This is a genomic window from Rhodanobacteraceae bacterium, assembly GCA_024234055.1.
Taxonomy (GTDB): domain Bacteria; phylum Pseudomonadota; class Gammaproteobacteria; order Xanthomonadales; family SZUA-5; genus JADKFD01.
Genome location: JACKOW010000007.1, coordinates 60,384 through 80,921, shown reverse-complemented (window position 1 = coordinate 80,921; position 20,538 = coordinate 60,384). Strand labels below are relative to the sequence as shown.

General features: G+C 64.1%; 20 protein-coding genes. 12 read left to right on the top strand and 8 right to left on the bottom strand.

Annotation, left to right across the window (positions count from 1 at the left end; translation table 11 throughout):
- Positions 1–43 precede the first annotated feature (43 nt).
- Positions 44–1,369, bottom strand: coding sequence for a HAMP domain-containing histidine kinase (locus H7A19_13175; protein ID MCP5475780.1), 1,326 nt, complete (start codon positions 1,367–1,369; stop codon positions 44–46).
- Complete coding sequence (locus H7A19_13170) at positions 1,369–2,046, bottom strand: response regulator transcription factor (protein MCP5475779.1); 678 nt, start codon at positions 2,044–2,046, stop codon at positions 1,369–1,371. The genes H7A19_13175 and H7A19_13170 overlap by 1 nt, the downstream gene beginning before the upstream one ends.
- A 113-nt stretch (positions 2,047–2,159) precedes the next feature.
- On the opposite strand from H7A19_13170, the gene H7A19_13165 reads away from it, so the two are divergent.
- Positions 2,160–2,951, top strand: coding sequence for a hydroxyacylglutathione hydrolase (locus tag H7A19_13165; GenBank protein MCP5475778.1), 792 nt, complete (start codon positions 2,160–2,162; stop codon positions 2,949–2,951).
- Between the two features lie 11 nt (positions 2,952–2,962).
- Here H7A19_13165 and H7A19_13160 read toward each other — a convergent pair whose 3' ends face one another.
- Positions 2,963–4,288 (bottom strand): sigma 54-interacting transcriptional regulator, encoded by a 1,326-nt coding sequence (locus H7A19_13160; GenBank protein MCP5475777.1) that lies wholly within the window; start codon positions 4,286–4,288, stop codon positions 2,963–2,965.
- Between the two features lie 161 nt (positions 4,289–4,449).
- On the opposite strand from H7A19_13160, the gene H7A19_13155 reads away from it, so the two are divergent.
- The 10 genes from H7A19_13155 to H7A19_13110 all read left to right on the top strand — a co-directional run bounded on the left by H7A19_13155 (position 4,450) and on the right by H7A19_13110 (position 13,302).
- Positions 4,450–4,626, top strand: coding sequence for a hypothetical protein (locus H7A19_13155; protein MCP5475776.1), 177 nt, complete (start codon positions 4,450–4,452; stop codon positions 4,624–4,626).
- On the top strand, positions 4,616–6,181 hold the full coding sequence (locus tag H7A19_13150; GenBank protein ID MCP5475775.1) for a cytochrome ubiquinol oxidase subunit I: 1,566 nt from the start codon (positions 4,616–4,618) through the stop codon (positions 6,179–6,181). The genes H7A19_13155 and H7A19_13150 overlap by 11 nt, the downstream gene beginning before the upstream one ends.
- A 9-nt stretch (positions 6,182–6,190) precedes the next feature.
- Positions 6,191–7,330, top strand: coding sequence for a cytochrome d ubiquinol oxidase subunit II (gene cydB / locus H7A19_13145; GenBank protein ID MCP5475774.1), 1,140 nt, complete (start codon positions 6,191–6,193; stop codon positions 7,328–7,330).
- Positions 7,331–7,345: 15 nt separating this feature from the next.
- Positions 7,346–7,474: a cytochrome bd-I oxidase subunit CydX gene (gene cydX, locus H7A19_13140; GenBank protein ID MCP5475773.1), complete on the top strand. Its 129-nt coding sequence runs from the start codon at positions 7,346–7,348 to the stop codon at positions 7,472–7,474.
- Between the two features lie 41 nt (positions 7,475–7,515).
- The gene (locus H7A19_13135) at positions 7,516–7,764 is read left to right on the top strand and encodes a hypothetical protein (GenBank protein MCP5475772.1); all 249 of its coding nucleotides are present in this window, start codon (positions 7,516–7,518) and stop codon (positions 7,762–7,764) included.
- Between the two features lie 14 nt (positions 7,765–7,778).
- Positions 7,779–8,759 (top strand): DUF3365 domain-containing protein, encoded by a 981-nt coding sequence (locus H7A19_13130; protein MCP5475771.1) that lies wholly within the window; start codon positions 7,779–7,781, stop codon positions 8,757–8,759.
- Positions 8,760–9,014: 255 nt separating this feature from the next.
- Positions 9,015–10,004, top strand: a complete 990-nt coding sequence (locus H7A19_13125; protein ID MCP5475770.1) for a beta-propeller fold lactonase family protein — start codon at positions 9,015–9,017, stop codon at positions 10,002–10,004.
- Between the two features lie 107 nt (positions 10,005–10,111).
- The gene (locus H7A19_13120) at positions 10,112–11,167 is read left to right on the top strand and encodes a flagellar motor protein MotA (protein MCP5475769.1); all 1,056 of its coding nucleotides are present in this window, start codon (positions 10,112–10,114) and stop codon (positions 11,165–11,167) included.
- Positions 11,164–12,294 (top strand): peptidoglycan -binding protein, encoded by a 1,131-nt coding sequence (locus tag H7A19_13115; GenBank protein MCP5475768.1) that lies wholly within the window; start codon positions 11,164–11,166, stop codon positions 12,292–12,294. Before H7A19_13120 ends, H7A19_13115 begins: the two co-directional genes overlap by 4 nt.
- Positions 12,295–12,582: 288 nt before the next feature.
- Positions 12,583–13,302, top strand: a complete 720-nt coding sequence (locus H7A19_13110; protein MCP5475767.1) for a sel1 repeat family protein — start codon at positions 12,583–12,585, stop codon at positions 13,300–13,302.
- A 16-nt stretch (positions 13,303–13,318) separates the two neighbouring features.
- Here H7A19_13110 and H7A19_13105 read toward each other — a convergent pair whose 3' ends face one another.
- From H7A19_13105 to surE, 4 genes are all read right to left on the bottom strand, one after another.
- A complete protein-coding gene (locus H7A19_13105; protein ID MCP5475766.1) occupies positions 13,319–14,260 on the bottom strand; it encodes a histone deacetylase in 942 nt (313 codons plus the stop codon).
- Positions 14,261–14,830: 570 nt separating this feature from the next.
- Positions 14,831–15,736, bottom strand: a complete 906-nt coding sequence (locus H7A19_13100) for a peptidoglycan DD-metalloendopeptidase family protein (GenBank protein MCP5475765.1) — start codon at positions 15,734–15,736, stop codon at positions 14,831–14,833.
- Positions 15,737–15,909: 173 nt separating this feature from the next.
- The gene (locus H7A19_13095; protein ID MCP5475764.1) at positions 15,910–16,542 is read right to left on the bottom strand and encodes a protein-L-isoaspartate(D-aspartate) O-methyltransferase; all 633 of its coding nucleotides are present in this window, start codon (positions 16,540–16,542) and stop codon (positions 15,910–15,912) included.
- Positions 16,543–16,589: 47 nt separating this feature from the next.
- Entirely contained in the window at positions 16,590–17,342 is a 753-nt protein-coding gene (gene surE / locus H7A19_13090; GenBank protein ID MCP5475763.1) for a 5'/3'-nucleotidase SurE, read from the bottom strand.
- A gap of 76 nt (positions 17,343–17,418) precedes the next feature.
- Between surE and H7A19_13085 the strand changes: the two genes are divergently transcribed.
- A complete protein-coding gene (locus H7A19_13085; protein MCP5475762.1) occupies positions 17,419–17,970 on the top strand; it encodes a Smr/MutS family protein in 552 nt (183 codons plus the stop codon).
- Between the two features lie 4 nt (positions 17,971–17,974).
- Here the strand turns inward: H7A19_13085 and H7A19_13080 are convergent, their stop codons facing one another.
- Positions 17,975–20,401: a response regulator gene (locus tag H7A19_13080; protein ID MCP5475761.1), complete on the bottom strand. Its 2,427-nt coding sequence runs from the start codon at positions 20,399–20,401 to the stop codon at positions 17,975–17,977.
- Between the last annotated feature and the right edge of the window lie 137 nt (positions 20,402–20,538).

Below are 20,538 nucleotides of genomic sequence, written 5' to 3'. Positions count from 1 at the left end.
CGGACAGCATCTGCGAACCATTGAGGTGAACGGATTGGCACCATCAGATGGGTTTGAACCCGTCCAGCCGGGCCACAAAGCACCCATTCTCTTCCTCGGCGCTGAGCACGACTTCCATGGCACGAGCCAGATTGCGTGCGATGGCCAGCCCGCGCCCGGCGTGTTTCGTCGTCGCCGGCATCTGGGCCGCATGCTCAACAAGGGCGTTGCTGATCACGAGGCACGGCGCTTCGGCGGCGCCGCTCAGGCGCACGCCGACTGCGGTCTCCGGTCGCGCATATTCCACCGCGTTACGCAGCAGATTCACCAGAATCGGCTTGAGCAAGACCGCGTCACCGAGCACCCAGCACTCGGGCGGGCCTTCAAACACTACCTCGCGAGAAGGCAGTTCCGCCCGAGCCAAAGGCAATGACTCACGCAGCAATGCCGCCAGGTCCAATGGGTCGAGCACCGGCGCTTGCAGGCCGCCTTCGATGCGCGCGACTGTCAACAAAGCGTCCACGCTTTGGGTGAGGGCTCTGGCGGCGTGGCCGATTTCCTGACGCTGACGCGCGTCCTGCAGCGCATCGACCGGCGTGGCCTGGGCCAGGGCCAGAATCTCTGCGAGTGGCGTACGTAGCTCATGGGCCATGTCGCGCGCCAGACGTCGCTCGAAATCGAGTGCGCTGGTCAGTCGCGACAACACGGCTTCCAGGGTATGTCCCAGCGGCTGCAACTCCAGCGGCAACCGTGCCACAGGCAATGCCGGCGCGGCGGAATCATTCACCCGTGCCAAAGCACTTGCCCCCAGCGCGTCGACCGGACGTAATCCGCCCCGAATCACCAGCCAACTGGCGGCGATGGCCAGCAGCAGGCCGACGGTGGTTCCCAGCACCAGGATCAGATGCATCTGAGCTTCCAGCGCATCCAGACTCTCGCGCTCCGCGGCGACCAGCAGCCAGCGCGCACCGATATCCTCGCGCTGCCCCAGGGTCAGAACCACACCGCGGCCCCGGTGTCCGTCCGGCAGCAGGAGGTCGTAGAGCATGGGGGTCTGCGACGGCGGCCAGGGTGACGGCGCCAGCAAGCGACGGTCGCCGCTGGAGGCAGATTGCGCCAGCGCCTGGCCGCTACCATCGACGATCTCGTAGAAATCTTCGTGCCCTGCCGGCGAATAACCCGGCCAGGCTCGCTCCAGGTTGCGACGGCCATCCGCACCCTCGGCAATCGCAGCCACGGCTCGACCGCGGTCGAGCAGGGCCGCGTCAAAACGCGAGTACAGGGCGTTGTCGATCAGTTTGTCGAGCACCAGGAACAGCAGCAGCAGCACCCCGCCCAGCGCCAGTGTCTGGGCCAGCCCGAGCTGGGCACGCAGGGAGCGCAGCGACATCAAGTCGCGAGCGTCCGCATCAGGTAGCCAAAGCCGCGCCGGGTCTCGATCAACTCCGGCACGCCGGCCCGACTCAGTTTGCCGCGCAGCACACTCATCAAGACCTCGATGACCTTGTCCGAGGAGTCGCTGCTGCCACTGTAGACGCGTTCGAACAGTTGCCCGCGAGTGAAGACTCGATCGGGCTCGCGCATCAGGCATTCCAACAAGGCAAACTCCTTGGGCGTGAGGCTCAAGGTCTGGCCAGCGTAGCCCGCGGTTCGACGCCGTGAATCGAGCGCCAGCCCGCCCACTTCGAGCATCGGCTGGGTCTGTTCCAGGCTGCGCCGCGACAGCGCGTTCAGGCGCGCCAGCAATTCATCCAGGTCAAAAGGCTTGACGAGATAGTCGTCGGCACCCAGATCAAGCGCGCGAATCCGATCGCCCACCTGATCGCGGGCGGACAATACCAGCACCCGTGGGCGCAGACCGCGTTCGCGCAGCGCAGTCAGTACGGAGAAACCGTCCAGCTTGGGCAGCATCAGATCAAGCACGATCAACTCGTAGTCGAAGCTGGACAGAAAACCCAGGGCTTCGGCACCATCGACGGCAGCATCCACGGCAAATCCGGCGTGGGTGAGCGCGGGCACCAAGGCCAGGCGCAGACGTTCGGAGTCTTCGACAAGCAGTAATCGCATAGAGCCCGGAGTATGCCACGCATGCCTCTGCGCTCAGGCCGACGCAGCACTTGCACCGGCTGGCAGGATGCGTGATCTTGGCGGGCGTTGGGCAACACAGGCCAGAACTGGCGATGCTGATTGAACGGCTCTGGGTGGGGAATTCACTCCGAAACTTCAACTACCTGCTGGCATGCCCGGAGAGCGGCGAGGCTCTGGCGATAGACCCATTGGATCACCGGAGCGTGCTTGCCCTGGCCCGAGACAAGGGTTGGCAAATCACGCAGATCCTGAACACCCATGAGCACCACGATCACATCGGCGGCAACCCGGCGGTGGTGGCGGCCACCGGCGCCAAGGTGATCGCCCACCACGGGGCTGCCGGCCGCATACCGGGTGTCGATCGCGGCGTCGGTGCTGGCGATGTCATCCGGGTGGGCAAGGCGGTGGAACTGGAATGCCTGGATACCCCGGGTCACACGCTCAGCCATGTCTGCCTGCTGGCCCACACCGAGCAACCGGCGTTGTTCTCGGGCGACACCCTGTTCAATGCCGGTGCCGGCAATGTTCACAACGGCGGTGATGTGCATGCGCTCTATCGCACCTTCGTCGACCAGTTGATGCGACTGCCGGCCGCCACGCGGGTGTTTCCGGGCCACGACTACATCGAGAACAATCTGGCCTTCAGCCTCTCGCGCGAGCCCGACAATGGCGACGCCGCGGCGTGGCTGGAACGCGTCCGCGGCAATGATCCGGCCCGCGCTGCGGTCACTACCCTGGCGCAGGAGTGGCTGTTCAACAGTTTCTTCCGTCTGGACAACGCCCGCATCATCGCCGGACTTCGCGAGAGCTTTCCAGACTTGCCGGAAGCGCCGGATGCCGAGACGGTGTTCACCCGGCTACGCGAGTTGCGCAATCGCTGGTAGCGCCAGATCAGTCAGTCTGAGTGAGTCGTACGCGCCTTGGCCAAACGTCGGAACAGGGTGCGCCTGCTGATGCCAAGTTGCTTCGCCAGCGCCTCGCGGTCGCCCTCGAAGGCGATCAACATGCTTGGCAGATCCACCTCATCAGATCGGCCCTTCACTCGCCGTGTCACCAGACTTTCCGTCTGGTCGGGTCGGCTGGCCAGGGCCGATTCCAGGGCAAGCGCCTGTTCGACATGCGCAGCCGTGAGCTCTTTCCCGTCGCACAGCAACATGGCCCGCTCCAGCAGATTCCGCAGCTCGCGCACATTGCCGGGATAAGGCAAGGCCGAAAGCGCCAGCATGGCCGGGCCGGCCACACGCAGACCGCGCCTCGGTGCCAGCCGGCTCAACAGCGCTTCGATCAACACCGGGATGTCTTCGCGTCGTTCCCGCAGCGGCGGCAGGCGGATCGGGAAGGTGCTGATGCGATAGTACAGATCGGCGCGAAACAGACCATCGGCGATGCGTTGGCGCAGATCCCGATGGGTGGCCGAGATGATGCGCAGATCGGCGCGGCGTTGTTCGGTCGAACCCACGCGCCGGTAGGTGCCGGTTTCCAGCAGGCGCAGCAGTTTCACCTGCACGGCCATCGGGATATCGCCCAGTTCATCGATGAACAGCGTGCCGCCACTGGCAATTTCCGCCAACCCGGCCTTGGCCACGGCGGCCCCGGTGAAGGCGCCCTTCTCGTGGCCGAAGAGTTCGCTCTCGAACAGGGTCTCGGGCAATCCTGAGCAATCCACAGGCACGAAGGGAGCCGCAGCTCGGGGGCTGGCAGCATGCAGAGCCTGGGCAACGAGTTCCTTGCCAGTGCCGGACTCGCCCCACAGCAGCACCGCAGCAGGGGACGGCGCCACCCGGCTGACCAGTGCCATCATCTCGCGAAAGCGGGCGGAGCGTCCGACCAGTCCCTGGGCATGGGCAGTCGGCGTGGCCGTTTCCAGGCCATCCATGCGTTCCACGAAACCGACGACCACGCCCTGCCGATCATGAATGGGCGTCAACACGATCTCGACGTACTCCTCGCCGCGTGGCGTGTGATGCACATGCAACACGCGCTCGCGCTGACCGGACAATCGCGCGCTGGCCAGTGGGCAGGCCTCGCCGGCCTGATCACAGGGCACCGGCGAACGGTGCGACACCGCATGGCAGGTGCGACCCACGATCTCGCCCAGGCCAAGGCCATAGCGTTGGCGATAGGCGCGATTGGCACCCACGATTCGGTAATGCAGATCGCAGACGATATGGGGCTCGGGTTGACCCTCAAGGTAGGACACCAGCTCGATCAGCTCTGACATTTCTCCAACCCAGGTGCCACCAAAGGGTGTCATTTTGGCATTTTGACACCGCCTGTGTCACTTCCGTGCCCGTGCTCTCCGCGCAAGTCATTGATTAAATGACTGTTGAGTTCCACAAGAAGCTGGCACGAAAGCTGCGATATCGCTCGCAGGAGGTACTCATGTCCGCTATCGAACGCCGCTTGCTACGCCATCTGCTGATCGTTGTTGCCCTCAAGCTGGGCGTGCTGACCGGCCTCTGGTGGGCCTTCGTCCACGGTCGCCAGGTCACCGTGCAGCCCGAAACCGTGCTCAGCACAGCCCTGCCAACAGAAATGGGAGCAACTCATGATCAGTGAACACCTGGTGGATCTTTCCCGGCTGCAATTTGCGGCCACCGCGATGTACCACTTTCTGTTCGTGCCATTGACGCTGGGCATGGTCTGGATGCTGGTCATCATGGAAAGCGTCTACGTGATGACCGGAAAGCAGATCTGGAAGGACATGACGCGCTTCTGGGGCAAGCTCTTCGGCATCAATTTTGCGTTGGGCGTGACCACCGGCATCACCCTGGAATTTCAGTTCGGTACCAACTGGGCGTACTACTCGCACTATGTGGGGGACATTTTCGGAGCGCCTTTGGCCATCGAAGGATTGATGGCCTTTTTTCTTGAATCCACCTTCATCGGCCTGTTCTTCTTCGGCTGGGATCGCCTGTCCAGAACCCAGCACCTGATGGTGACCTTGCTGATGGCGGTGGGCACCAATCTGTCGGCGCTGTGGATACTCATCGCCAACGGGTGGATGCAGAACCCGGTGGGCGCCGAGTTCAACTACGCCACCATGCGCATGGAACTGGTGGACTTCTGGGCGGTGGTGTTCAACCCGGATGCACAGGCCAAGTTCGTGCACACCGTGTCGGCCGGCTACGTGACCGGAGCGATGTTCGTGCTGTCGATCTCGGCCTGGTACCTGCTGAAGGGTCGGGACATCGAGTTCGCCAAGCGCAGTTTCCGGGTTGCCGCGGCTTTCGGGCTGGCCTCCGTACTCAGTGTGATCGTCCTGGGCGACGAAAGCGGATACACCGTGGGTGAAGCCCAGCAGACCAAGATGGCGGCACTGGAAGCCATGTGGGACACCGACCAGGCGCCAGCCCCGTTCAATCTGCTGGCCTGGCCCAATGAGGCCGAACAGAAGAACGACTGGGCCTTGCAGATTCCCTGGGTCATGGGCCTGATCGGCACGCGCTCGATCAGCAAGGAAATCCCCGGCATCAAGGACATCAAGGAACGCAACCGAGAGCGCATCATTTCCGGCATCGAGGCCGTGGACGCCCTGTCACGGTTGCGCAAGAACCCAGCCGACACCGAGGCCAAGGCACTGCTCCAGCAGCATCAGGCAGATCTTGGTTTCGGCCTGCTGCTGCGCCGCTATGTCACCGATGTGCGCCAGGCCACGCCCGAGCACATCCAGCAGGCGGTCGACTCCACAGTTCCCCGGGTTACGCCGATGTTCTGGTCCTTCCGGATCATGGTCGGCCTGGGCTTTGCCATGCTGGTGCTGTTCGCGCTGGCCTTCATCAGCACGCTGAAGACCCGCTGTGCACAGCGGCCCTGGCTGTTGCGCTGGGCCTTGTGGATGCTGCCGGCGCCCTGGATTGCGTCCGAGCTTGGTTGGTTTGTGGCCGAGTACGGACGCCAGCCCTGGACCATCTACGGCGTATTGCCTACCCACCTCTCGGTCTCGACGCTGAGCGTGGAGAGCCTCTACGGCTCCCTGGCCGGGTTCATCGGCTTCTATACGGTGCTGCTGATCGTCGAGATGTTCCTGATGATCAAGTACGCGCGCCTGGGTCCGGGCAGCCTGGGCACCGGGCGCTACGCCAGCGACCGCCTGCAAGCTGCACATGCCTGAGGATTGATCATGATCGACTACCCAACTCTGAAAGTGATCTGGTGGCTGCTGGTCGGCGTGCTGCTGGTCGGATTCGCCATCATGGATGGCCACGACATGGGCGTAGGCACCTTGCTGCCCTTCATCGGCAAGAACGACATCGAGCGACGCGTCATCATCAACACCGTGGGACCGCACTGGGATGGCAACCAGGTGTGGTTCATCACCGGTGGCGGCGCCATTTTCGCGGCGTGGCCGCTGGTCTACGCCACGGCGTTTTCGGGTTTCTACTGGGCCATGCTGGCGGTGCTGTGGGCACTCTTCTTCCGGCCGGTGGGTTTCGACTACCGCAGCAAGATCAACAACCCCAGCTGGCGTCAGACCTGGGACTGGGGCCTGTTCGTGGGCGGCGCCGTACCGCCACTGATCTTCGGCGTCGCCTTCGGCAACCTGCTTCAGGGCGTGCCCTTCGGCTTTGACGAGAATCTGGTCTCGACCTATACCGGCAGTTTCTGGCAATTGCTGAATCCCTACGCGCTGCTCTGCGGCGTGGTCAGCTCGGCGATGATCACGGCGCACGGCGCGGTCTATCTGGCGCACCGCACCGAAGCCGAGATTCAGCGCCGTGCGGTGCGCACCGCCTACGGTGCGTTGGCTGTATTGCTGCTCGCGTTCACGGCGGCCGGATTCTGGTTGAGCCTGGGCATTGAGGGCTATGTCATCACGTCCGCCTTCGACCCGGCAGCTCTGCCCGACCCCACGGCGAAGACCGTACAGCGCGTGGCCGGTGCCTGGCTGCGCAACTATCACATCGCGCCGGCCACCTTGCTGCTGCCCTTCCTGGTCTACGCGGCTGCGTCAGCAACGGTGGCCGCTCTGGCCCGCGGTCGCACCGGGCTGGCCTTCGTGGCCTCCTCCCTGGTGCTGGTGGGTGTCATTGGCACGGCGGGGGCCTCGATGTTTCCCTTCGTGATGCCCTCATCGAGCCAACCCAATGCCAGCCTGACAGTCTGGGACAGCGTCTCCAGCCACTTGACGCTCGGCATCATGTTCTGGGCAACGATGATCTTCATGCCGCTGATCGTGATCTACACCTCATGGGCCTATCGCGTGATGTCCGGCAAAGTCACTGCCGCCTACATCCGCGAAAACGAACATTCGGCATACTGAATCAGGAGAGTCGCGATGTGGTACTTCGCTTGGATACTGGGTGTGGGATTTGCCGTGCTTCTGGCCATCCTCAACGCCATGTGGGGTGAGCTGGAAGAAGATCGCGCAGCGGCAAAGCGCGGACCACAGGAGCCCACGTCATGAGTCGCGAGCTCGCCGCCAGCGCCGATTCGGCCGCGCCGGGCATGGCCCTGGCTCCGCTGGCGTTGGCCCTCATCATCACCGGGGTGGCGACGGTCTGGCCGCCGCTACTGATCGTCGGTGGCAAGGTCGATCATCTGGCCGCAAGCCTGCTGTTCTGGTCAATGAGCGCGGGATTCGTTCGCGGTGTCGGCTTTGTGCCGCACCGTCGCTGGGCGCGCTGGCTCTGGTCGAGCGCGGCCTGCTACGTGGCACTGTTGCTCTTCGCGCTGCGATTGATCAGCGCCCACTGACAAGGAAATCCGGCATGACTCGAACACGCTCTCTGATATTTGCGCTCGCCCTCGTGCTCGCAGGCAGTTCTGACGGCATCGCTCAGGACCCGGGCCCAGGGGCCGATCCGGAACTGGCGCGCGCGCAACTGGCGATGGCGGACCTGGGCCAGCGCCTGCGCGCAGCCTTGCAGGCCACCATTACTCGCAATGGCGTGGTGGCTGCGGTCGACTTCTGTGCCACCGAGGCGCCGGCCATCGCGGCTGCGGTCAGCAGCCAGCACGGGGTCGTCGTGGGCCGCAGCGGTGTACGCCAGCGCAATCCGGCCAATGCGCCCAAGGCCTGGCAGCAAGCGGCTCTGGCGCAGTTTGCCGAGCAAACACGGGCCGGAGCCGATCCAAGCACCTTGAGCTACCGGTCTCACGAGGCCGGTCAGTTGCAACTGGCCAAGGGCTTGCGCGTGGATCCGCCCTGCCTGCTCTGCCATGGTGACCCGAGCAGCATCGCGCCCGAGGTGGCAGCGGCGATCGCCCGACACTATCCCGACGATCAGGCCACGGGATTCGCCGTCGGCGAGCTGCGTGGCTTGATCTGGGCGGAAGTCGCCGATCGCGCGCCGCCAGCGGATCCGCGCCATGCGCTGTCCATGAGCGGATCACAGCAGTTGGCATTGCGCGCGCAAATGCGCCTTCACCTGGAAGCCGTGCAGCAACTGATTGGTGCGCTTGCCGAAAAGGACTGGCCTAGGGTGGCGGAGGTGGCACGCTCGCAGGGTCCCGGTCGCGGTGGCGCACACAGTTTCCGCAGTGCCCTGCCCGAAGGCTGGTTTGCTTTCGCGCGCCCCATGCACCGCGCGATGAACGAGATCGCCGACGAAGCAGAAGGCCAGCAGCGAACGGACGTCATTCTCGGCAAGCTTGCCCAGGCCACCGGTCAATGCACCGCCTGCCATGTCACTTTCCGCATCGAAAGCAGCGATCAGACGACCGGGCCGCAGCTCACGACCTTGCCGTGACCCGCGACTGATGGCCGTGGGGCTGTGCTAGTAGAGTCACGCTGCCGGCGCCTGGGTCCTGCGCCGGTTCATGCCCGCCTCAGAACCGAGTTGGCGGTTACAATGCAAGACATGTATGATCTTCCGAAGCCGGATCGCGACCAGATCGTCGCGATTCTGGGCGTCGCAATGCAAGCCGGAACCGCCTCGCCCCTGTCAAACGGCCAACTGGCGATCAGACGTGCTGGCTCCCTCAGAATCGGAGATCTCAAAGCCATGCCCGGATTGATGAACGCCTTGTTCCGAGTCTGCCTGTTGGCACTACTGTTATCGGCCATCGCGTCATCGGCCGCCCTTGCTGCGGCCAGGGCCTACATGCCCAACAGCGGAGACGGAAGCATCTCCGTCATCGATACCAGCACCCGCGCCGTGATCGCCACCATCCCCACCGACTCCGTGGCCAGCGGTATTGCCATCAGTTCCGATGGACTGCGGGTCTACGTCGCGAATGTGCGCGGTCTGCTGGTCATTGATGCGGCTACCAACAAGCCCGTGGGTCAGTTGGACAGCCCCTTCTCCCGGGCCGCGGCTGTCAGCGCCGACGGCACCGCCGTCTATCTGTCTGGCGACAGTGGATTTGCAGCCTACGACTCGACCACGCTGTCCTTCATCAATGGCGTTTCGACCGTGGGCGCGAACAACATCACGCTGTCGCCGGACGGCACACGGGCCTATCTCTCCTACCCGAACTTCGCGCTGGTCGCCGTCAACCTCAACACCTGGGCGCCTGGCAGTCCGTGGAGCTGGACGGACTGTCTGCATCCCGTCGATGCCGCCGTGAGCCCCGACGGGAGTTCGCTCCGCATCACCTGCGAAATGCCATCGACCTTCGTCACAGTCAACCTGGCGACACTCATGATCACTGACATGCTGCCCTTGCAGAGTGCCCCCAGTGAACTGGCCGTGAGCTCCGATGGCAGCCTGGCCTACATCGCCACGCCCGCGGCAAATGCAGTTGTGGTGGTCGATACCAGTGGCACACCTGCGGTGCTCGACACCATCAGCGTCGGCGCCGCCCCCAGCAGCCTCTCACTGACGAAGGAAGGCGACCAGCTCTATGTCAGCAACACGCTGGACAACACGGTATCGGTGATTGACACGGCGACGCGCAACGTCATCGACACCATCGCCGTTGGCCCCGCACCGCGTGTCCACGGTGACTTCATCGGCCCGAACGAGTTTCTGTTGCTGAACGGATTCGAGTAGTTGCGACAGTTTGGCCCCGGCTGGGGCTAACCGAACGTCTGTTCTGCACGTCTTTGTTCAGGTGCGCTTGGGCAGGATGGCCCGGCGCCGCAAGGAACGGAGTCGTCATGAGCAAACCGAATCGTGCCCTGGTGTGGATGCTGGGCTTCCTGGGACTGGTGGTGGCGGTCTGCGTACTGCTGATAGGACCCTTGCTGTCAGCGTTTTCGGCCACACCGGCCTTCAACGGCGTCATCATCGCCGTGTTTCTGGTGGGTGTGCTGGCCAATCTGCGGCAGGTGTCGCGACTTCAGCACGAGGTCGACTGGATCACGCACTTTCGCCGCTCCAATCCGGAGCGCGGGCATGCCCCGCCGGTGCTGCTGGCGCCGATGGCGCAGATGCTGGCGCGCAGCGATCGGCGCCCGCTGACACTCTCGACCGCTTCGATGCGCTCGATCCTGGACAGCGTGCACCTGCGCCTGGAAGAGCAGCGCGATCTGTCGCGCTATCTGGTGGGCCTGCTGATCTTCCTGGGATTGCTGGGCACCTTCTGGGGTTTGCTGCGCACCATTGGATCGGTCGGCGAAATCATCGGTGGCATGACCGCCGGCGGCGACGCCGTCGCCATGTTCGAGATCCTGAAGACGCGACTGCAGGAACCGCTGTCCGGCATGGCGACCAGTTTCTCGACCTCGCTTTTCGGTCTAGCTGGTTCGCTGGTACTGGGCTTTCTCGACCTGCAATCCGGGCGCACCTCCAATCGCTTCTACACCGAGCTGGAAGACTGGCTTTCGGGCATGACCAAGCTCAGCAGCGGCGGCGGCATGGCGGTCGAGGGCGATACTTCGGTGCCGGCCTATGTGCAGGCGCTGCTGGAGCAGACTGCCGATGGTCTGGAACGCATGCAGCGGGCGATCGTCGACAGCGAGCGCGAGCGCCGCGCCAGCGCCGAACAATTGAGTGTGCTCAATGCCCAGCTCGGCAAGCTCAGCGAGCTGCTGGCGCGGGAATCGCGCGGCATCAGCGAATTGGCCCATTCGCAGCAGGATCTTCGCGCCGCAGTGCAGACCATTGCCCAATCGGCCGGCGGCGGCCATCAGCTCAGCGATGAACTGCGGGCCGAGTTCCGGCTGCTGACGCGCACCATCGCCGCGGCCATGGATCACAAGCGGCCGTCATGAGCACCCTCGCCTCCCGTCGCCGCCGTTCGATCGATTTCTGGCCGGGCTTTGTCGACGCCCTGAGCTCGCTGTTGATGGTGCTGGTGTTCGTGCTGATGATCTTCACCATCGGTCAGTTCGTGCTGTCTGATGCGCTCAGCGGCCGCGACAAGGCTCTGGCCGCGCTGAATCTGGAACTGGCGCAGCTGGCCAAGACCTTGTCGATGGAAAAGGAGGCAAAGCTCAAGGCCGAGAACTCCATCCAGGAACTCTCGGCCTCGCTGGCCAGTACCAGCGGCGAGCGCGATGCCCTGCGGCTCAATCTGGACAGCACCAGCGCCACGCTGACCCAGACCCAGGCCCAGTTGGAAGGCAGCGAAGCCGAAGTCGCGAAACTGACTGCCGACATCAACGCGCTGGCCGAACTGCGGCGGCAGCTGGAAAGCGAGATCGCCTCGAAGTTGGCGGAGTTGGAGGAAAATCAGAACAAACTCGCCACTCAGACCGAGCTTTCGGCCAAGTCGGCCGCCCAGGTGGAGTTGCTGAACCGGCAGATGGCCGCGCTGCGCACCCAATTGGCCGAATTGTCCTCGGCGCTGGATCTGGCCAAGGCCCAGGCCAAAGCCAAGGATGTGCGCATCGAAGAGCTGGGCAAGGAGTTGAACCTCGCGCTGGCGAACAAGGTCAACGAGTTGCAGCGCTACCGTTCCGATTTCTTCGGCAAGCTGCGCACCATTCTCGGCAACCGCAGCGATATCCAGATCGTCGGCGACCGCTTCGTGGTGCAATCGGAGCTGCTGTTCGGCTCCGGCAGTGACGAGCTGACCCCGGCCGCGCAACAGCGCCTGGATCAGCTGGCGCAAACGCTGAAGGAAGTCACCGCCGAGATCCCCAAGGACATCGACTGGGTGCTGCGCATTGACGGCCATACCGACAAGCGCCCGATCAATACCGCACGATTTCCGTCGAATTGGGAACTGTCCACGGCCCGCGCCGTCGCCATCGTCAAACATCTGGTGGTCTCCGGCATCCCGGCCCACCGACTGGCGGCGAACGGTTTCGGTGAGTTCCAGCCGCTGGATCCGGCTGACACACCTGTGGCCTACGCCATCAACCGACGTATCGAGATTCAGTTGACGAATCGGTAGCGGGGGCGCGAGGGCCATGAACCCTGTGGGAGCGGCTTCAGCCGCGATCCGGGACCTTCAAGTCCGTCGCTGGATCGATCGCGGACGGAGTCCGCTCCCACAGGGATCACGGCCTGTGCGTAGTGTCGGGCCGATACGGGTGGCTCGCATTGACGCCCTCCTGCCCCTCATCCCGCCTTCTGGCACATGAATGTCAATATCTGTATCGCCATGCTCTGGGCTGCAACTAGTGGAGACTGTCAACCGTCTTTACAAACCGTCATCAATTGAGCGCATGAGGAAGTCGACATGAAGCAGCTCCATCCGATCGTCGCTGCCATCGCCTTGAGTATCGGCGCCTGTGCGGCTGCACAGGCCGCCAATTCGGCACCCGACCCTGCCCATGTGGCGGCGGCTTCAGAGGGTTTTCTGCAGTATCACCCGGACCTGCGCTGGCGCAAGGAGGGGCTGGGCCACTACGAGGATGGTCGCCTGGATCTGGCGCTGGAAGCCCTCAAGCGCTCGGCGCGCTATGCCGACAAGGGCTCACAGGCGCTGGTGGCCGAGATGTACTGGAAGGGCGAAGGCACGCCCGTGGACCGGGCCGCGGCCTATGCCTGGATGGATCTGGCGGCTGAACGCGGCTACAAGGATTTCCTCGCGGTGCGTGAGCACTACTGGTCCGAGCTCAGCCCCGAAGAACAGAAGCGGGCGCTGGAGATTGGTCAGCAGGTCTATGCCGACTACGGTGACGAGGTGGCCAAGCCGCGCCTGGAGAAGACCATCAACAAGGGTCGCCGCGGCACCACCGGCAGCCGCACCGGCTTCAAGGGCGCACTCACCGTGCTGCTGCCGGGCAATGGCAACTGGATCAGTCTCGATGCCGAACAGTATTACAGCGACAAGTTCTGGCAGCCCGAGCAGTACTTCGAGTGGCAGGATCAGCTGTGGCAGGAGCCCTACCGCGGCCGCGTGGAAGTGGGGGCAGTGACCACCGAGGACGCGTCGGAGTCGTCGGCGCGGGAATAGCCGATCGCCCTGCCCACTATGCGGGCGACGGTCGCTGACCGTCGATCTCCTCGACCGATTGTGCCAACCGCGCAGCCGCTTCGATGGTCGCCAGGTGAATGTCGACGATATCGGCCACATCCGGCGCGTAGCCGCCGGCCATGCTGACGGCTACCGGCAGCCGATATCGTCGACAATGCTCGAACACCAGCTGGTCACGCCGCCGCAAACCGGCCTTGCTGATGGCCAGCAGGCCGAGTTTGTCGCCCTCGAAAGGATCGGCGCCTGCCAGGTAGATGACGGCCTGGGCGCGTGATCGGGACTGGGCATAGGCCAGATTGAGTTCCAGCAGGCGCAGGTACTCGCCGTCGGCGGTGCCGCTCGGCAGCTCCACGTCGAGGTCGCCGCGCGGCTTGACGGCCGGGTAATTGCGGGCACCATGCATCGAGAAAGTGTAGATGCTCGGATCGTCCTGACAGATCGCTGCCGTGCCGTTGCCCTGGTGCACGTCCAGATCGACGATCAACACCCGCTCGATCAAGCCCAGGGCCTGCACGTGTCGCGCCGCGATGACACTGTCATTGAAGATGCAGTAACCGGCGCCGTGGTCGGCAAAGGCATGATGGGTGCCACCGGCCAGGTTGATGCCGACTCTCTTGCCCCGAATCGCAGTCTCCAGGGCCGCCATGCTGGCGCCGGACACCCGTCGGGTGCGCTCGGCCATGGCCGGCGACCACGGAAAGCCGATGCGGCGTTGCTCGGCAGGGCTGAGCTCGCCATCGCGCACCTTGGCCAGGTACTCTGGCGTGTGCACGCGCAGCACCGCAAGATCATCGGCACGTGGGGCCTCCAGCATCTGCGCGCCCCACCCCGACGCCCTCCGCTCAACCGCTTCGCGCAGCAGCCGATACTTGGACATCGGAAAGCGATGTCCCTCGGGAAGCGGCAGCACGAATTGATCGCTGGTGTAGATGTTCATCGCGGCTGGCAGTGAAGGAGCAATCCGGTGATGTGCAACTTAGCTTCTGGATTGCTTCGCTGCGCTCTCCATGAACCCATATCGCAAGTTGTTGATGCGTCATTGCGAGGAGCGCAGCGACGAAGCAATCCAGGGTAGTGCCGTACATCCCTGGATTGCTTCGCTATGCTCGCAATGACGCCGGGGGGGTCATCGCCCGTGAGCAGTTTCGGGCCGACAGAGGTGGCTCGCAATGACGCCGGATTGTCCCACGCTTTCTGCGGCTGGCCGAAGAAATCGGGCCCGAAACAACGATCTTTTCGGGGCATCTCCACGATCTGAACGCTCTTCTTCGTGTTCTCTCTGTTTGTCCCTTGCGTTCGCTGTGTCCAGCTTGTGGCCACGGCCTGCCTCAGGGCCGGATTCTGGCGATGCCGGTCGCGCCGCAAGGGCGCTCCTACCGGACTCGTGCCTCGAAGGTCGCGCCGCAAGGGCGCTCCTACCGGACTCGTGCCTCGAAGGTCGCGCCGCAGGGGCGCTCCTGCAGGATTCGTGAGTCGCGTCAGGATTGCAGTACCGTCAATTCAGGCCTCAGCGCGCCGGCAGCAAGGGCATCGGGTCGACCGGCTTGCCGTTCTTGCGCACTTCGAAGTGCAGCAGCACCCGATTGCTGGAGCTCTTGCCCATTTCGGCGATCGTCTGGCCGGCCTTGACCTTGTCGCCTTCCTTGACCAGACGGGTGCGATTATGTCCGTAAGCAGACAGCAGTTCGGGCGAGTGCTTGACGATCACCAGCTCGCCATAGCCAATCAGCCCGGCCCCACTGTAGACCACTTCACCATCCCGGGCTGCAACGACTGGTTGCCCCAATTCCCCTGCAATATCAATGCCCTGCCGAGTTGGATCGCCGTTGGCGTAGGTCACCACGACCTTGCCACTGGTGGGCCAGATCCAACCGGCCGCACTCGGCCGGGCCGCTGCAACGCTGGCCGGGGGCGTTGCAGCCGCTGCCGACGGTGCTGTCGCTGCTGCAGGACTGCTCGCGATCGGTGCAGCAGCAGTCGTGGCGGCAGTCGCGGAGGTGGTGACGGTCTGGGCGGCGGCGCTGGCCGCGGCGGGCGGCGCGGTGGCTGCCACGGTCGGCACTTCCGGCTGGAACACCGGCGCGCTCGTCGAACTTGGGTCGGTGGAGATCGGTTCGGCCCCCTCGGGCAGGGTCACACCCAGATTGGCATCATAGCCGGGAGACGCCTGCGTGCCGCTCGAAACGGCGGCTGAACCCACACGATCGGCCCCCGCGGGTGGCTTCGGCGCCGATGCGCTGACGGTGGCAGTCGAAGGCTTTGGCGCAGTGGCTGCGATCACCGGTTCAGCCTCGCCGCTGCGGGCACCGACTCGCAGAACCTGCTTTGGGTAGATCGTGTACGGCGCAGAGATGTCGTTCCAGCGCGCCAGATCCCGATAGTCCACCCCGTACTGAACAGAGATCTTGTACAGCGTGTCGCCCGCTTGCACGGTGTAGCTGGCTCCGGCATCTGAAGAGGACGAGGGACTGCTTTGGACTGGGCGTTCGTTGCGGTCCACGGAGGGCGCAGGACGAACCATCACCGATTGCTGGCACCCCGCCAGTATCAGCGCAGCACAGATCCAACCCGCCCCAAGTGCGCGATTCACAGCACGCCTCGCACCAGCGGAACGAAGCTCACCGCGCCCAGATTCTCCTTCGACCATCCTTCCGTCCCCCGAACCATGCGTATCAGACTTTGTTGCCCAGCCGGGCCCAGCGGGGCCACAGCCACGCCTCCAATTTCGATCTGCGACAGCAGTTCGGGATCCAGTGCGTCCCTGGCTGCGGTCACGATCAGTGCGTCGAAGGGCGCATTCTCACGCCACCCGATATTGCCATCGTCGTGTTTCGAACGGATGTTCTTGTACCCCAGATGTCGAAAGCGTTTACGTGCCTGGCGCAGTAATTCATCGATACGCTCCACGGTATGCACTTCCGGCACCAGTTCCGCCAGCACTGCGGCCTGATAGCCCGATCCGGTGCCGATCTCGAGCACCTTCTTCGGCACGCCGTCTCGCAGCAGCGCCGCGGTCATCAGGGCCACGACGTAGGGTTGCGAGATGGTCTGCGCCATGCCGATGGGCAGCGCCGTGTCCTCGTAGGCGCGACTGGCCAGCGCCTCATCGACAAACAGGTGTCTCGGCACACGTCCGATCACTTCCAGCACCCGCGGATCGCTGATCTTCTGGGCTTTCAGCCGCTCGACCAGGCGATCGCGCGCGCGCTGGGAGGTCATGCCCACGCCCTGGGCCTCTACCGGAATGGGCGACTGATAGCGTCTGATCACAGTGTGCTCACCCAACTGGCCACCTTTTCCAGCGCGGTGTAGCGCGTGAGGTCCACGGTGATCGGAGTGATAGAGATGTATCCGGCCCTGACGGCGTGAAAATCGGTGCCCGGTCCGGCGTCCTGTTCGGGACCGGCGGGACCTATCCAGTAGATGGGCCGTCCGCGCGGATCGCTCTGGGCGATGCAGGGTTCGGAGCGATGACGATGACCCAGGCGCGTGACCTCGAATCCCCGGATGTCGCTCCAGGGGCGATCGGGTACGTTGACGTTGAGAATGGTGTCGGCCGGCAGCGGATCTTCCAGCAGGCGCGAGACGATCCTGACAGCGGCGCTGGCCGCGGTGTTGTAGTGCTGGCCCTGATGATCCTTGGTGACCAGCGACACGGCAATCGCCGGCAAACCCAGAAATCGCCCTTCCATGGCCGCGGCGACCGTGCCCGAATAGAGCACGTCATCGCCCAGATTGGCGGAATTGTTGATGCCGGAAACCACGATGGCCGGATCGGCGTCGAGCAGTCCCGCCAGTGCCAGATGCACGCAGTCGGTCGGCGTGCCGGCCACGCGATAGCGCCCGTCGGGCAGTTGCACTACTCGGATCGGCTGATCGAGGGTCAGCGAATTGCTGGCGCCGCTGCGGTCTCGATCGGGCGCGACCACGCTGACACGACCAATTGTGGCCAGGTGTTCAGCCAGAATCTGGATGCCTGGGGCGTCTACGCCATCATCGTTGCTGATCAGAACGTGCATACGAACTCTCTAGGACCAACCAGTGATAATAGCAACGCCGTCGCTCGACAGGACTGATGTGAGCAAACAGCGCAAATTGCCGCTTCCACCCGAGCCTGAACTGGATGATGCGGCCCTGTTTCGCCAAGCCATAGGGCCAGTGCGGGCATTGCCGACTCAGGATGATCCAGCACGATCAAGCCGCCCTCTGCCCGAACCTGAGCCGCGACTGTCGCAGGCGGATGAGCGCCAGGTACTGGCAGAACTGCTCTCGGACGATATGGCCCTGATCGGGCTATCCAGCGGTGAGGTGCTCGCTCACCTGCAGGAGGGCTACCCGCCAAAGCTGCTCCGGCAACTGCGCCGCGGACAGTTTGTCATCGAGGCGGAACTGGATCTGCACCATCTGCGGGTTCCCGAAGCGCGCGCCCTGCTCAGCCGCTTTCTGGCGGAATGCCGACGTGATCGTCATCGCTGCGTGCGCATCGTGCATGGCAAGGCCAGGAACTCCGAATCGGGCAGTGTCATCAAGGCCATGACTGATCGCGTGCTGCGCCAACGTGCCGATGTGATCGGATACACCTCGGCCAGACCGCAGGATGGCGGCACCGGCGCGGTGATTGCGCTGCTGCAGGCTCCCAAACCGTGATCGATCAAGCCGCGCGGTCGGCGGCACTTGCGGCGCCGGTGTGAGCCAGCAGGGTGTTCAGTCGATCCAGCCGCACCGGCTTGCACAACCATTCGTCGACGCCTGCCGGCAGCACCTTGGGCGCCTGATGGCCGGAAACGATGGCAAAGCGGCTATGGTGCAGGTTCGGCTCGGACAGGCGCAGCGATTGAGCCAGATCCGGTCCTTGTCCGTCCGGCAACTCCACGTCGAGCAACACCAGATCGTAATGGCTGACCGCCACCTTGCTGCGTGCATCGCGCGAGCAATTGGCCACATCCACCCTGCAGCCCAGAACTTCGAGCTGACTGCGCAGGGTCAAGGAGACGTCTTCATCATCATCCACCACCAGCACCGCCATCCCTGATTCCCGTCGCAGCCCTTGTGGCGGCGTCTCTGCCGCCGCTTCGGCGCACGGTTGCAGGGAGAGCGTGAACTGGAAGCAGGCGCCGTCGCCGGGCGTACTCTCGGCCCGGATCTCCCCGCCCATCAGCCTGACCAGGTCCGAGGAGATGGCCAGACCCAGGCCCACGCCAGCCCGGTGTCGCTGCCCCGCCCGACCCCGGGCGAAGGGTTCGAACAGCGTGCCAATTTCATCGGCATCGATACCCGGGCCGCTGTCGCGCACGCTGAATCGCACCCGGGCCGGCACCTCCTGTGGCGCACTGATCAATTTGACACCCAGACAAACCTCGCCCTTCTCGGTGAACTTCAGGCTGTTCCCGATCAGATTGCTGAGTACCTGCTGCAGGCGTTCCACGTCCAGCATGACAGCTTCTGGCAAGTCGGGGCTCAGATCCAGGCGCAGGTTCAGACCCTTTTCCCGCGCCCTCGGCAGGTACAGCTGCTGCACGGTAGTCACCATGCGCGCCAGACTGGCCGGGCGCAGCTGCAGTTCCAACTGCCCGGACTCGATATGGCCACGATCGAGCAGATCCTGTGCCAGTTTTTCCACCGTACGGCCGGCGCTCTGCACCGCAACAACCATATTTCTCTGCGCTGGACTCAGTGGCGAGGCCAACAGCAGCTCCGAGAGTCCAATGACGCCACTGATGGGATTGCGCAGCTCATGACTGGTGTGGGTCAAAGCGCGCAAGCGTGCATCCAGTGCCGCTTGCAGCCGTCGATTGAGCCGGCGCTGGACATGGAAAAAATAGGCCAGAGCCAGCACGATGGCGATACTCAGCACAATCACAAAGCCGGTCAGCCGATGCTGTCGCGCCATCGCTTCAGAGCGTTCTCGCGCCAGCGTGGCGTCCTGCTCCAAACGTGCCATCTCCAGCTTCTGCTCGGCGTAATCGAGTCGGGCCTCGAAGTCGTCCGAGGCCTCGGCGCGATCGCGGCTCGAGACCTTGGTCTCCAGTTGCAGCATGCGCTGCAGTTCGGGCCTCCACTGCTCGGCAGGCGCTGCATTCTGCAACTCGGCACCGACCAGGGATCGGAGCACCCGCAGCTCGTCGCGGGCCAGATCGAGCTCGTTGAACGAACGCACCGATGCTCGCAATTCGCTCAAGGCTTCGCCCAGATCGCCTGCGTCCAGCGCAGCGAGTCCGACCAACTCGTGGGCCTGGCCCGACAACTGGGTGTTCTTCAAATCAGCGGCAATGCGCTGCACCTGCTCGGCATTGGCCCGCACCAGGAGGCGATCGCCGTCTGCCCGGGCGACGCGGGCAGTCTCCAGATGCAGTTCCGCCTTGAGTTTGGGATCGACCACGTTTGCCGACAGCGCCAATCCCTGGCTCAAGGACTCCCGCGCCTGCGCCAGATTTCCGAGGTTGGCCGCGGCGCGGGCCCGATTGCGCAACAGCCGGATGCGCATGCCCTGCGCCGATTGGGGTGCCAACTCTGCCAAACCGCGATCGGCGTATTCCAGGGCCAGCTGGTGCTTGCCCAGCATGTTGCTGAGCGAGGAATAGGCCAGCGCCACGTCGGCCTTGAGCTCTGGGGACGGCGACCGGCGCAATCGTGATTCCGATTCGATCAGTGCCTGCTCACCACGACTGTAGTCCTGCAGCGCGATGCTGGCCCGGGATTCGGCGATGAGGCCGCGTATGGCGAGGATGGGTTCGGCGGCTGCATCGGCGTAGGTCAAGGCGGCTGCGCCAGCGTCGCGTTGGCAGGGCCAGTCTGCGGTCATCCGGCAGGCGTTGGCGCGCGCCAGATAGAGCAAGGCGACCTCACGGCCATCTCCCCGCCCCTTGGCCTGTTCCAGTGCAGCCGGCAGAAGCTCCAGCACACCGGCAGGATTCGTCAGCGCCTCAATCTCCAGCGCATGTCGCGGCAGGAGAGAATCCGCCGCGGTCAACGTGTCGGCAGGGTCATTGGCGAGAGCCGGCAGAGAGGCACAGCAACTGATCCAGACCGCAATCAGACCTGCCGCGAAACGGGTGACGACTTCATATCGCTGCCCCACCAAATATGCCTCGTAAGCGCCGCAGGCCGGCGTACCAGAAGCATAGCAAATGCAACTGATTGTCCGCCGTGAATTTCCCGGCAGGACGCGAAGACCGGCGGATGTTTCTGTCGGCCGACGTGAGAAATCCAGGCGCG